Annotated in this window: 11 protein-coding genes; 9 read left to right on the top strand and 2 right to left on the bottom strand. The window is 64.4% G+C overall.

Annotation, left to right across the window (positions count from 1 at the left end; translation table 11 throughout):
• Positions 1–297 precede the first annotated feature (297 nt).
• The 3 genes from OK352_RS05155 to OK352_RS05165 all read left to right on the top strand — a co-directional run bounded on the left by OK352_RS05155 (position 298) and on the right by OK352_RS05165 (position 5003).
• The gene (locus tag OK352_RS05155) at positions 298–2064 is read left to right on the top strand and encodes an HNH endonuclease signature motif containing protein (protein ID WP_265140381.1); all 1767 of its coding nucleotides are present in this window, start codon (positions 298–300) and stop codon (positions 2062–2064) included.
• 303 nt (positions 2065–2367) lie between these two features.
• Positions 2368–3420 carry a hypothetical protein gene (locus OK352_RS05160; RefSeq protein WP_265140382.1) on the top strand — a complete coding sequence of 351 codons (1053 nt, stop codon included), beginning with the start codon at positions 2368–2370 and terminating at the stop codon, positions 3418–3420.
• Positions 3417–5003: a phenylacetate--CoA ligase family protein gene (locus OK352_RS05165; RefSeq protein WP_265140383.1), complete on the top strand. Its 1587-nt coding sequence runs from the start codon at positions 3417–3419 to the stop codon at positions 5001–5003. Before OK352_RS05160 ends, OK352_RS05165 begins: the two co-directional genes overlap by 4 nt.
• Positions 5004–5188: 185 nt before the next feature.
• Here the strand turns inward: OK352_RS05165 and OK352_RS05170 are convergent, their stop codons facing one another.
• A complete protein-coding gene (locus tag OK352_RS05170) occupies positions 5189–5440 on the bottom strand; it encodes a hypothetical protein (protein ID WP_265140384.1) in 252 nt (83 codons plus the stop codon).
• A 375-nt stretch (positions 5441–5815) separates the two neighbouring features.
• Complete coding sequence (locus tag OK352_RS05175; RefSeq protein ID WP_265140385.1) at positions 5816–6607, bottom strand: oxygenase MpaB family protein; 792 nt, start codon at positions 6605–6607, stop codon at positions 5816–5818.
• A gap of 203 nt (positions 6608–6810) precedes the next feature.
• Between OK352_RS05175 and sucC the strand changes: the two genes are divergently transcribed.
• From sucC to OK352_RS05205, 6 genes are all read left to right on the top strand, one after another.
• Entirely contained in the window at positions 6811–7977 is a 1167-nt protein-coding gene (gene sucC, locus OK352_RS05180; RefSeq protein WP_265140386.1) for an ADP-forming succinate--CoA ligase subunit beta, read from the top strand.
• Positions 7978–8005: 28 nt separating this feature from the next.
• Positions 8006–8893, top strand: a complete 888-nt coding sequence (gene sucD, locus OK352_RS05185; RefSeq protein WP_265140387.1) for a succinate--CoA ligase subunit alpha — start codon at positions 8006–8008, stop codon at positions 8891–8893.
• Between the two features lie 94 nt (positions 8894–8987).
• Positions 8988–10250 carry a cell division protein PerM gene (locus tag OK352_RS05190; RefSeq protein WP_265140388.1) on the top strand — a complete coding sequence of 421 codons (1263 nt, stop codon included), beginning with the start codon at positions 8988–8990 and terminating at the stop codon, positions 10248–10250.
• A gap of 9 nt (positions 10251–10259) precedes the next feature.
• A complete protein-coding gene (gene purN, locus OK352_RS05195) occupies positions 10260–10841 on the top strand; it encodes a phosphoribosylglycinamide formyltransferase (protein WP_265140389.1) in 582 nt (193 codons plus the stop codon).
• Positions 10842–10862: 21 nt separating this feature from the next.
• The gene (purH, locus tag OK352_RS05200; protein ID WP_265140390.1) at positions 10863–12455 is read left to right on the top strand and encodes a bifunctional phosphoribosylaminoimidazolecarboxamide formyltransferase/IMP cyclohydrolase; all 1593 of its coding nucleotides are present in this window, start codon (positions 10863–10865) and stop codon (positions 12453–12455) included.
• A 74-nt stretch (positions 12456–12529) separates the two neighbouring features.
• Positions 12530–13735: a dimethylarginine dimethylaminohydrolase family protein gene (locus OK352_RS05205; protein WP_265140391.1), complete on the top strand. Its 1206-nt coding sequence runs from the start codon at positions 12530–12532 to the stop codon at positions 13733–13735.
• Positions 13736–13860 lie beyond the last annotated feature (125 nt).

Below are 13860 nucleotides of genomic sequence, written 5' to 3' on the forward strand. Positions count from 1 at the left end.
GATTGCCTCAAAGCGGCACGCGAGTCAGCGGTCGGAACGGCTATGGTGTTCGTGGCGCGTCTCGTGCATGTCGGACCCGAGTCTTCGCGTGCCTGAATCTGGCCTCCGCATTGTCTGACTGCGGCCGGCCACCCGACTGCCTGATTGCCTGATTCGTCGGGTGTGTCCGGCATGCCACTCAGGTGGGAATTCGCGGGATCCGGCCCGCGCCGGATCCCGCCCCTGTATGGCAGAAAAATACGCATGAATTGCGAAAAAATACTAGAACAAAACTTCGATACTTGTTACACTTGAGTCATGTTTGACGAGAGCTCGTGTGAGGGTCGAAAGGGGCCGATCCCGATGGGCGATGAAGGCCAGGGCGAGGTTGCTCTGCGGCCGTTTTTCACGCTTCACGATTACCTGTATCTCGAAGATGAGATGCATGCCCCGATTGAGGAGTCGAACGATGCTGCCGTTCTGGCGATGGAAGATCTGGAACGAGAGTATGACCGGTTGCTGGCGCAGCAGGCAGTAGTGGCAGAGAAGATCGAGGCAGGGCGTATCGCCTTCCGGAACCAGCGGGACATGATTGTCGTCGACAGTGGCAGCCCGAGGTTTGACGGCGATGAGGCTCTGCGCCGGGCATATTCATCCGAGGTGGCAACACGTCTTCACGTTTCTGACCGCTCGGCGACGAATCTGATCGAGGAGTCGAAGACGGTCCTCAATGATCTTCCCGAACTCGCAGATGCGTGGCGTTTGGGGTGGGTATCGCAGCAGCACGTGCGCAGCGCTGTGCGCCAAGCCTGGGAGCTGCCCGCGGAAGCGCGGGCGGGATTCGACGCGGCGGTCGTCGCGCGGGCGCGGACGCAGACACCGTCTCGGTTTCAGTCAACAGCGCGCAAGACGCGTGAAAAGCTGCATCCGGAGTCGATCGAGACACGGAAGAAGAACGCTTTCGCGGAGCGTCAGGTCGAGGTTTTCGAGGCTGCGGACGGGATGGCCGGCGTGACCCTCCATCACTCGGCCGAGATCGTTCTCTCGATCGAGGATCAGGTGCGCGCCCTGGCGAAACGACGCAAGAACGAGACCTCAGGCGAGAACCGTACCCTGACACAGCTCGGTGCCGACATCGTCGCGGAGGCACTGATGTCGCAGCTCGGCATGGAGACCCTCCGTATCGGTGCCTTCGGGCAAGACCTGGCAGTCGATCCGGGCACCGGAGACGGCAGCTCCAGCACCACTGGCAGCTCCAGCGATACTCGCCGTTCCAGTGCCAAAGGTCTCGGTTCCGCCGGTGTACCGGAGGCTTATCGTGAGTCTGAAGCTGAAGCTGAAGCTGAAGCTGAAGCTGAAGCAGCTGTGGCGTCCGACGCTGAGCCCGCGGCCGACATCAGCCGGTCAGCGACCCCGGCCGAACAACCCGCAGACCCGACGACGATGTGCACGACAGACCCGTCAACGAATGGCGCGTCGTCGAACGACGTCTCAGGAGAGGGCACCTCCGCGGGGGTTGCCGCAGGCACAGCCGATACGGTGGGCTTCACCTCGCGTGGCGATGGGCAGCAGGATGCTGGCCTGACGGCAGCTCAGTTGGCGGCACTGCGCCCCGGCGTGGTGATCACGGTTCCCGCCGCGACACTGCTCGGTCAGAGCGATGAGCCGGCCAAACTGAACGGGTACGGTCCCTTGGACTGGGAGTCCGCATCCGAGTTGATGCTGCGAGCCTCCAGCTTCCATCGGGTTCTCACCAGCCCCGTGGACGGGTCAACTGTCGCGATCGATCCGAACAAATACCGGTTGAGCGAACAAGTGAAACGCCTGATCCGCACACGTGATGTCACCTGCGGGTTTCCCGGTTGCGATGTTCCCGCCCACCGTTGCGATATCGACCACATCGTCGCCTGGGAAGACGGGGGACGAAGCACTCTCGACAACCTCATTCCGCTCTGCCGTCGACATCATTCGGTGAAGCACTCCACGCGATGGCGATCCGAATCTCGGCCTGACGGCAGCATCCTCTGGACCTCACCCACCGGTGCGACGTACTCGGTCACACGCGGCGAGGTTCGCGAGGAATAGAACGCAACTGTGTGCCATGTCGTTGAGTTGAGTTGAGTCGAGTAGCTGAACTGAGTTGAGTCACTGAACTGAGTCGAGACACTGAACTGTGTCGTTGAGGCGCCGCATCGACGCCGTGAGCACGCGAAGTATTCCCCGCACAAGAGATGCACTCTGCCTCACAGCAACTGGGGGAGCGCTCAGTGATGGGCCCGCATCGAGCGTCTCAGAGTCAGAGCTACCGTGTGACTGAGCGACTCAGTGACCGGGGATGGGTACCCGTCTCCCTGCCCGAAATCGCGCCAAAGTCATAGGCTCACAGTCATGAGCGAAGAGCACAGCAGCCTCTGGCGAGCGATTGTGGCGGACGCCCATCGATACCCGAGCCCCCACAACTCTCAACCCATCAAACTGCGCCCGACGGGGGAACACACAGCGACGCTGTACTACGACCTTGACCTGGGTCTGCCCGCCGAATCGTTCGGCATCCCGTTTGCCCACGTCTGTGCCGGCGTCTTCCTCGAATCGCTCTCGGTCGTCGCCCGTGCGCACGGATACGACGTGACCGAAGACCTAGATCTCGCCGACATGGACTTCGACGCCACTGACCGGCTGCACCGCTTCGCCGACGTCGAACTGGTGCCCGTAACCCTCACCGCGGACGAACAGGTCGAAGCGCAGATCGAACTCGAGCGGTTTCGCACCCGCCGTACATCCAGGCGCCCCTACTCACGCGAACTCGTGCCCGACAGCATCCTGAGCGATGTCATCCGCATCAGCGAGGACGCCGGCTTCGAATTCCGCTCTACGGCAGACCCGAAGCGTGTGAAGAAGATCATCCACGTCAACCAGGCGACGCTCTTCGACGACCTGCAGAACGATGCCGTCCACGGAGAAATCATGGAATGGCTGCGCTTCTCACGCCGAGAGGCCGCAGACCGCGCAGACGGCCTCTCCGCCGAGACGATGCTGCTGCCCGGCCCGATCCTTCGCGTTGCGATGGGTAAGCGCGAGCTCTGGGAAGCCCCTGTGATCGGCCCGCTGATCAAACGGGTGTACCTGAACACCATGCGCGGCGTCCGCCAGCTGGGCTGGCTCGAAGGGCCCTTCGACGGCCCCGCGGACTACATCGAGGCCGGGCGCACCTTCATGCGCGTGTGGCTCGAATTGCACAGGCACGGTGTCGTGCTGCACCCCTTCGGAACCGTCATCACGAACCCGCGCTCGCACCAGCAGTTCGCCGATATCGTCGGTGCGAACGAAGGAGACGGGCGCATGGCGTGGATGCTGTTTCGCTTCGGCTACAGCCAGACACCACCATTCGCACACCGACGAGCACCAGAACACATGATCGTGACCGGAAGGGATGCTTCGTGAGAAACGCGCTGAAACGACGAGCAATCTTCACTCTGCTCGGGATGCTGGAAGGCGTCGTCCGCCTCCTCATGCCGCGCGTCAGCACCCACCGCATCCTGTGGGCTCCCGGAATCGAGAACCTGCGGTGGAAGCTTGGGCGCCTGCGCGCCTGGCGCACATTCGAGCAGGCCGCACGACGCGTGCCTGCCTACAAGAAGTTTCTCGCCGAACGTCGGTTCCCTCGGCACCTCGACGTCAGCCGCGGGCTAGCGCAGGCATTCGAGACCGTCCCGGTCATGGACAAGGACTCCTACATCCGTCGCTGGTCCATCGAACAGCGCTGTGTCGGCGGGCGCCTCCCACGCCACGGTGTCATCGTCGACGAATCGAGCGGAAGTTCGGGCACCCCGACAAGCTGGGTGCGCGGTCCGCGCGAACGGCAGGCGACGCGGCAGATTCTGCAGCTCGGCTACTCGAATACAGCATCCGCTCTGGCCAACCCGCCCTTCGTTCTCAACGCGTTCTCGCTGGGCGCCTGGGCAACGGGCATGAACGTGACCACGTCGCTGACTGATGTGAGCATGATCAAATCGATCGGGCCGGACAAGAGCAAGATCATCCAGACGATGCTCGAATTCGGGCCGCGTTACACATACGTCATTCTGAGCTACCCGCCGTTCCTCAAATCGCTCTTCGACGACACCAGCATCAACTGGGCCGACTACGACATCGTCGCCGCGTTCGGCGGTGAGGGCATCAGTGAAAGCATGCGCGATCACATCCTCACCGTCGCGCACTCCGCGTACGGCAGTTACGGCGCGAGCGACCTCGAGATCAACATCGCCCTCGAGTCGGACTTCACCGTCGAACTGCGACGCGCCCTCGTGGCAGACCCGGAGCTGGCACGGCGCATCAGCAAGCGCGACGAGTACGGCGTGCTGCCGATGATCTTCCAGTTCAACCCGTTCAACTACCTCATCGAGACGAATGCAGAGGGTGAACTCATCGTCACGATCGCGCGTGCGGAGAACATCAACCCGCGTATCCGCTACAACATTCACGACCGCGGTCACGTTCTGCGCATGAAAGATCTTGAGCCGGTGTTGCGCGAGCGGGGCCTTTCACACCTGCTGAAGCGCCGACAGCTCGACCTGCCGCTGCTGTTCCACTACGGGCGCAGCGATCTCTCGATCGACTTCAACGGGGCCGTCATCGGACCCGATTCGCTGCGCGACGTCATCAACGCGCACGAGCTGCTGCTGCGCATCGTAGAAAACCACCGTCTGATCTCGTTTGAAGATGAGAACGGAGACCGTCAGCTGCATATCGCGCTACAGCTCGCGGAGGGCGAGAGCACGAAGGACGTGGATGCTGCGGCGCTCGCCTCCGAGATCTTCGCGGAGCTGCGGGCTGCGAACGGCGACTTCCACAACGCGATCCTCACCTCAGATGACCGGATGCTGCCGAGCCTCGCGTTCTACGACTACCGCACCGGGCCGTTCGTCGATGACGGAGCGAAGCTCAAGAACGTGTACGTCGAAACGCTCGATGCTGCTGAAGCTGCCGATGCTGAGCTGGACACCACGATCGTCGCGCAGAAGTAGCATGCCGCTGCGCCATGCTGCGCCATGCTGCGCTGCGCTGTGCTGAGTCGGGTCGGCATCAGATGGGCGAAGAAGCCTCGCCACCGGGGCAACGGAGAAGCCTTGCCAACGAGACAAACTGTGTAGTTGTAATTATGGGGTGCACGTGCGTGGGCACCCCTGTCCGCACTGCACGAACGTCAGATTTATCTATCGCCCAGATCCCCCTCTGCGGCTTCTTCGAGAGCTTTCAGACGCATCTCGATTCCGCTCAACACTGATACGAGATCTGCCACAAGCGTCTCGACGGTGACGCCCGGGCCCCCAGATGATGCATGAGCCTGCCGAGCTCTCAGGCCCTCGACAAAGGTCTTGGTGATCGGCGTCTGATCTCCTAACACAGCATCCATCTGTGCGAGAAAACGATCAAATAGCAAAGGGCTGAGCGAATCAGTCATGAGAACCCTCCCTGTGACGCACGCTCGGTATCTACGAGACGACGAGCAGCCACATACCGTCTGACCGACATCGTATGCCCGTGTACGGGTGCAACGCGTCCGTCTCGCACGACCTTCTGGGCAGGTTTCAGATCAGTGCGGACGCTTCTCGCGGCGCACCTCACTCAGGAGTACAAGCATCGGCCTGTCGACTGCTCAATGTGTGACCTTGCGGACCGCTCAACGTGTTGCCTTGCGGACAGCCAATGTGTGACCTTACGGACAAGGTGCGTCGGTATGCGCGCCGATCTTGTCCGTATCGCACGAACATCTTGGCGGTCTCGTGATCAGTACGGGTGCATTTTGTGATCGTGATCAGTACGAGAGCATCACGCGTCAGCGTGGATGCACTTCGCGGCGGACGCGACGCAGGAGCACGATGGCGGGCAGGTGACGGATGCCGCGGGGCAGCGTGCGCCACAGCATCCGCGTGACCGTCAAAACCGTATCGAAGCGACGTTGGCGCGCCCGCGACCAGGGGAGCCCGTACGCCTCACGGAGGTCTGTGTCGAGAAGCCCGGCGGTCACGAGTCGGGCAAGCGGCATCGCCGCCTTCAGCCACAAGGGAACGGCACGTGGGTGCAGAAGTTCGCGGGCGACTCGGCGCGCCTCCGGCGTGACGGTCAGGTCGGCATGCGCGGCATTCCAATACTCATCGAATGCCGCACGACTGGCGGGCCACAGCCTCTTCGGCATCCCCAGGGCGGTGCCGAGAACCGCGTACTCGCGATAGATGCTCTCCGCGACAGCATCCGGGAGCGCGCCGTGAATGCGCTCGTACATCGTGATTGCCGTGCGGTACAGGGTCGCCGCGACCCAGAGCTGAAGATCAGGGTCGCTCGCTGAATAGGCGGGCCGCTCGCCGACAGCAGCCGCTCGCACCGGCCTGTGCGCCACCCCGACCTTGCGCGCAACGTAGCGGCGCTCGGCATTCGTTCCATACACCTGCACGTATACGTACGTCAGCGTCGCGTGCAGCCGGTTGAGAGGACGCGCCGCGAAGTCGCTGTGGTCGGCGACACCGAGGCCGACACGCTCATCGGCGATCTGCAGAAGAATCGCGGCACCGCCTCCGGCGATCAGCACGGCCTCCGCCGCAATGTCTCGCATCTCGTGCACCTGCCGCATGGCTCAAGGCTACGTCGTGACGCCGAACGAATCTGAGGAGTGCGCGGTTGTCGGTATTCCGCATGGCGGCCCTGCGCCCGGCTCCTGCCGCCGCCCGGAGTAAAGTGGGGGTGGCGATTTTCTCTCGGCGTCGAGAACATCGATGCCGAGTGTGTCGCGAACACCCGACAACGCAACGCCCCTGAAAGCGGTTAGGAACCTACGTGGATCTTTACGAGTACCAGGCACGAGACCTGTTTGAGAAGCATGAGGTCCCGGTGCTCCCGGGCATCATCGCGGACACCCCCGAGGAGGTGCGTGCAGCAGCGGAGAAGCTCGGCGGTGTCGTCGTCGTGAAGGCTCAGGTCAAGATCGGGGGCCGCGGCAAGGCCGGCGGCGTCAAGGTGGCGAAGAACCCAGACGAGGCAGAAGAGGCAGCGCGTGCGATTCTCGGCCTCGACATCAAGGGCCACGTCGTCAAGCGCGTCATGGTGGCCGGCGGAGCCCGCATCGCCCAGGAGTTCTACTTCTCGGTGCTGCTCGACCGCGCCAACCGGTCGTACCTGTCGCTGTGCAGCGTCGAGGGCGGCATGGAGATCGAGCAGCTCGCCGTCGAGAAGCCCGAGGCACTGGCCCGCGTCACCGTGGACCCGACAGTCGGCATCGACGAGGCGAAAGCCCGCGAGATCGCCCGCGAAGCGAACTTCCCGGCCGAGCTCATCGAGAAGGTCGCACCCGTCTTCGTCAAGCTCTACGACGTGTACACGGGTGAAGACGCGACGCTCGTCGAGGTCAACCCGCTCGTGCTCACGGAAGAAGGCGACATCATCGCCCTCGACGGCAAAGTCTCGCTCGACGAGAACGCCGGATTCCGTCACCCCGAGCACGAAGAGCTCGAAGACAAGGCCGCCGCCGACCCGCTCGAGGCGAAGGCCAAGGCACAGGACCTCAACTACGTGAAGCTCGATGGCGAAGTCGGCGTGATCGGAAACGGCGCGGGACTCGTCATGTCAACGCTCGACGTCGTCGCCTACGCCGGTGAGAACCACGGCAACGTGAAGCCCGCCAACTTCCTCGACATCGGCGGCGGCGCCTCGGCTGAGGTCATGGCCGCCGGTCTCGACGTCATCCTCGGCGACGAGCAGGTCAAGTCCGTCTTCGTCAACGTCTTCGGCGGCATCACCGCGTGCGACGCCGTTGCGAAGGGCATCGTCGGCGCGCTCGCCGAGCTGGGCGACGCCGCGAACAAGCCACTCGTCGTGCGCCTCGACGGCAACAACGTCGACGAAGGCCGCCGCATCCTCTCCGAGGCGAACCACCCGCTCGTCACGCTTGCCGCGACGATGGACGAGGGCGCCGACAAGGCCGCCGAACTCGCGAACGCCCGCTGAGACACACTGAGCTTTAGGAACAACTGATATGTCAATCTTCCTCAACAAGGATTCCAAGGTCATCGTCCAGGGCATCACGGGCGGTGAGGGCACCAAGCACACGGCTCTCATGCTGAAGGCCGGCACCAACGTCGTCGGCGGAGTGAACGCCCGCAAGGCCGGCACCACGGTGAAGCACGGCGACGTCGAGCTGCCCGTCTTCGGCACCGTCGAAGAAGCCATCAAAGCCACCGGCGCCGACGTGTCGATCGCATTCGTGCCCCCGGCATTCACTAAGGATGCTGTCACCGAGGCCATCGACGCCGAGATTCCCCTCCTCGTGATCATCACCGAGGGTGTTCCGGTTGGCGACTCGGCCGAGTTCTGGGCCCACGCCCAAGAGAAGGGCAACAAGACCCGCATCATTGGGCCGAACTGCCCCGGCATCATCACCCCGGAGGAGTCGCTCGTCGGCATCACCCCGGCAAACATCACGGGCAAGGGCCCGATCGGCCTCGTGTCGAAGTCGGGAACTCTGACCTACCAGATGATGTACGAGCTGCGCGAGATCGGCTTCTCGACGGCCATCGGCATCGGCGGCGACCCCGTCATCGGCACGACCCACATCGACGCGCTCGCCGCGTTCGAGGCGGACCCCGAGACGAAGGCCATGGTCATGATCGGCGAGATCGGCGGAGACGCTGAAGAGCGTGCCGCCGAGTACATCAAAGCGAACGTGACGAAGCCCGTCGTCGGCTACGTCGCCGGCTTCACCGCGCCCGAGGGCAAGACAATGGGCCACGCCGGCGCCATCGTCTCCGGATCCGCCGGCACCGCGCAGGCGAAGAAAGAAGCACTTGAGGCCGCCGGCGTCAAGGTCGGCAAGACACCGAGCGAGACCGCGCAGCTCATGCGCGAGATCATCGAGTCTCTCTAAGCGCTGCATCTAAGCGCTACATCGTCAGGCCCCGCCGTGCATCGGCGGGGCCTGACATGTTTTCCAGCCCCCGCCGGGTAAGCTGGGCCACCGGATGAACCGCCTGACTGCCTCCCTTCTCGCCGCTCTCGAAGCGTTCATCGTTGTGGCCATCGGCGTGTTCGTCCCGCTCGTCCCGCTCACTCTGCTGTGGGCGATCCAGTACGACTTCGGCATCGACTGGTTCGTCTTCTGGCGTGCGGCAGCAGACATCTGGCTGCTCGGAAACGGTGTCGATATCACCGTCACGCTCAACGATGCGGCGTTGCAGGTCGTGGGTATCCCGGATGCTGCCAAGCCGTTCGTCCTCTCGTTCGCGCCGCTCGTGTTCGCGCTGTTCACCCTTCTCATGGGCGTGCGGACCGGGCGTCGTGCCGTGCGCAGCGGCGCCTGGCTGCCCGCCGTCATCACCTCGTTCGCAGTCTTCGTCGTGTTCGCCGGCATCGTGGGCATCACGGCGATCAACGCTGTTGCCTCGCCGACCCCGTGGCAGGCGTTCCTCGTTCCCGCGCTCGTCTGGGGCTTCGGCCTTCTCGTGGGCGTCGGCATCGAACTGGCGGTCAGCGACGACGATGATGCCGTGCTCGCCCGCCTCGACGAGCTGCGCGAGCGGATGCCGACGCACATCGATGCGATCATCATGGCCGCGTTGCGGGCAGCGACCGGTGCTGTCGCCCTGCTCGTCGTCGGCGCGGGGCTCGTCGTCACGGTGAGTATCGCCCTGAACTTCAGCTCGATCGTGTCACTGTACGAAGCGGCGCAGGTCGGCGTGGTGGGCGGCATCGCGCTCACTCTCGCGCAGATCGCCTACATGCCGAACATCGTGATTTGGTCAGCATCCTGGCTCGTCGGCCCCGGCTTCACGCTCGGCACTGGGTCCATCGTCTCGCCCTCGGGAACGATTACGGGGCCCGTGCCCAGCATCCCGCTTCTCGGAAGCCTGCCGAGCCACGACCTCGCGTTCGGCTTTCTGGGGCTTGCCATTCCCCTCATCGCCGGCTTCATTGCGGCGCTCTCAGCCCGCGACCGGGTGGTCGTTGCCCTCGGCATCCGGTCGAAGGCTCTGTATCTGGCCCTCACCGCACTCGTCATCGGTGTGATCGCGGGCGCCGAGATGGCGGTGCTCGCCTGGTGGGCATTCGGCGCGGCCGGACCGGCACGATTTGCCAGCGTCGGCCCAAACCCGCTCACCGTCGCCGGAATGACCGCCGCGCTGGTCGGAGTGGGGGCGCTCGTGGGCATGGCATCGGGAAGTTCGAATGCTGTCGCGACCTCCGCGCGTTCGGCGGCGCGAGGGATGCGCTCGCGCGACCGGTAGGATAAACGGGTGCTCTCACTCGTCGTGCTGATCTCCGGCGGGGGCTCCAACCTCCGCGCCCTCCTCGATGCGGCATCGGACGCCGAGTTTCCCGCGCGCGTCATTGCCGTCGGGGCAGACAGGGATGCCGAGGGGCTCGCGCACGCCGAGGAGTTCGGTGTTCCGACATTCACCGTGCCCTACAGCTCGTTCGACTCCCGTGAGAGCTGGGGCGAGGCTCTTCTCGAGCAGATCCGCGTGTGGAGCCCCGACCTCGTCGTCCTCTCCGGTCTTATGCGGCTTCTGCCCGCCTCTGTCGTGACGGCGCTTTCGCCGAACCTCATCAACACGCACCCCGCCTACCTTCCTGAGTTCCCCGGGGCCCACGCCGTCCGCGACGCGATCGCCGCGGGAGCGACGGAGTCCGGAGCATCCATCATCGTTGTCGACAACGGCGTCGACACGGGCTCGATCATCGTGCAAGAACGTGTCTCCGTCGCTGAAGACGACACAGAGCACACGCTGCACGAGCGCATCAAGCCCGTTGAGCGCCGGCTGCTGGTGCAGACCGTGCTCGACATTGCCAATGGCCTCGACCTGCGCACGGTGTAACCCCCAATCGAAGGAGCAGCAATGAGTGGACCCAGTCACGACAAGAGCCTGTATCGCGAACGCGACGTCGTTCCGATCAAGCGGGCACTCATCTCGGTGAGCGACAAGACCGGGCTCGGTGACCTGGCTAGCGCCCTCGCGAATGCGGGAATCGAGATCGTCTCCACTGGCTCGACGGCGCAGACGATTCGCGACGCCGGCTATCCGGTGACCGACGTGGCGGCTGTGACGGGGTCGCCCGAGATGCTCGACGGCCGCGTCAAGACGCTGCACCCCACCGTCCACGCCGGGCTGCTCGCCGACCTGCGGCTCGAGGCGCACGAGAAGCAGATCGCCGATATGCAGATCGAGCCGTTCGAGCTCGTCGTCGTCAACCTGTACCCGTTCGTCGAAACCGTCGCCTCGGGCGCCGAGCCTGACGACGTCGTCGAGCAGATCGACATCGGTGGGCCATCCATGGTGCGCGCGGCGGCCAAGAACCACCCGAACGTCGCCGTCGTCGTGTCTCCGGGCTCGTACGGTGAGATCATCGAGGCGATCGCGGCCGGGGGAACGACGCTCGCTCAGCGTCGCGCGCTCGCCGCTGAGGCGTTCTCGCACACGGCAGCGTACGACACGGCTGTCGCTGGTTGGTTCACGGATGCTGTCGAGGGCTTCGGGTCGTCACTGACGATCCAGGGCGAGCTTTCGCACGTGCTGCGCTACGGCGAGAATTCGCACCAGGAGGCCGCGCTGTACCTGCGCGCCGGAGGGCAGGGCATCGCGCAGGCGACCCAGCTGAACGGCAAAGAGATGAGCTTCAACAACTTCACAGACGCCGACGCCGCCGTGCGTGCTGCTTACGACTTCTCCGAGCCCGCCGTCGCCGTTGTCAAGCACGCGAACCCGTGTGGCATCGCCGTGGCGAAGCCCAAGGCTGGCGACCCGATTGCGTCGGCGCACCGGCGTGCCCACGACACCGATCCGGTGTCGGCATACGGCGGCGTCATCGCCGCCAACCGACCGGTGACGCTCGGCATGGCCGAGACGGTGAAGGAGATCTTCACCGAGGTCATCGTCGCGCCCGGGTACGAAGACGACGCTCTCGCGCTGCTGAAAACCAAAAAGAACCTGCGCATCCTGCAGCTTCCCGACGGGTTCGCCCTCGAACCGCTCGAGGCAAAGCAGATTTCGGGCGGCCTGCTCGTGCAGCAGTCGGACCGTTTCGACCCCGAGGCCACCATTACCACCGAGTGGCAGCTGGTGTCGGGGGAGCCCGCAGACGACGCGACGCTCGCCGATCTGGCGTTCGCGTGGAAGGCCTGCCGCAGCGTCAAATCCAACGCGATCCTGCTGGCAAAGTCCGGGGCTGCCGTCGGCGTCGGTATGGGGCAGGTCAACCGTGTGGACTCGTGCGAACTCGCGGTGAAGCGCGCAGGCGACCGTGCTGCTGGATCTGTCGCAGCATCCGATGCCTTTTTCCCTTTTGCCGACGGACTCGAGATCCTTCTCTCGGGTGGCGTGAAGGCCGTCGTGCAGCCGGGTGGATCCGTGCGCGATGAAGAGGTCATCGCTGCAGCAAAGGCTGCGGGAGTCACGATGTACTTCAGTGGAGAGCGCCACTTCTTCCATTGACCGCGGTGTGAATCTGATCACAGGGCCCGGGCGCGTGGCGCGCCCGGGCCCTGTGATCCCGTAGGCTCGAATGCATGACTGTCACCTGGGCCCGTCGCGTCATCGCGTCACTTGCATCTGCCGTACTCGTCGCGCTCCTGGGGCACGTCGCCGCTGTGACAGCGTTCTTCCTCGTCAACCAGATGCAGCCGACCATCCTCGGCCCGGCGAGCTCGTACTTCATTCTTGCGACGCTCTTCACTTTCTTCCTCCTCTTCATCGCCGGGATGCTGGGGGCGATGACCACCTGGAAGTGGGCGCTCCCTGCCGGCATCGTCGTGGGCGTCATCGCCCCGGTTGTCGGCGTCATGCTGACAACGCTGCAGCAGGGCGGCGCGGTGACCGGGGAGATCTTCGGTCTCATGGTGGGCACGCTGACCAGCACCAACGCAATCTTCGCGCTGGCCGTGTTCATCGGAGCTCCCACGCTTGGACGTGCCGTATACGCGGCGACCGTCGGCTACCGTGAGGCTCCGCGCGCCGCAGAGCGCCGCATCGCCCTGGTGCGGCTGCCCGCGACCGCACTGACGGAGGGTGACGACGAGGTCGAGACAGACATCGACTCAGATCTCGCCGACAAGCAGTGGGATGCCTATACCGCCGCCTTTGAAGAGAACGGGTGGTCGACCCGCGAGGTCGCCTTCGCCAGTGAACTCCCCGATTCCGTGTTCGTGCAGGACGGGGTCGTCCTTCTCGACGACCTCGCCATCATCACGCGCCCCGCCGACGAGACCCGTCGACGCGAGCTCGACGGCATCGAAGAGACGATTGACGACCTCGGCTTCACGATCGAGCGCATCATGGACCCGGGGACATTCGAGGGCGGGGATGCCCTGCTTGTCGGCGACACCCTGTACGTCGGGCGCACCGAACGCACGAACGCCGAGGGCCTGCGCCAGCTGCGCAGCATCGTCGCTCCATACGGGTTCTCCGTCGTCGCGGCGCCCATGAGCCGCGTGCACCACCTTAAGGCGGCGATCACCGCGCTGCCGGACGGCACGTTCATCGGAGACCCGTCGTCGATCGACGAGCCCACGCTATTCCCGGGGTTCATCGCGGCTCCCGAGCCTGCCGGTGCAGCCGTCGTCGTCCTGAACGACGACACGGTGCTGCTGGCAGCATCCGCCCCGAAGACGGCAGATCTGCTGGACGACCTCGGATACAACGTCGTCGTCGCCGATATCTCAGAGTTTGAGAAGCTCGGTGGGTCGATCACATGCCTCTCGGTCCGAGTTCGCTAATCGGCCTTGCGCTCTGACGGTTGACTCGCTTAGTCTGTAAGGCTGCGTTCTGATCGACTGGCAATGCAGCACGGTCCACGAGCACACGGGGAGGTCGACATGTCGAATGCCATGACCGGGCAGAC

The organism is Microbacterium sp. MPKO10, assembly GCF_026107415.2.
Taxonomy (GTDB): Bacteria; Actinomycetota; Actinomycetes; order Actinomycetales; family Microbacteriaceae; genus Paramicrobacterium.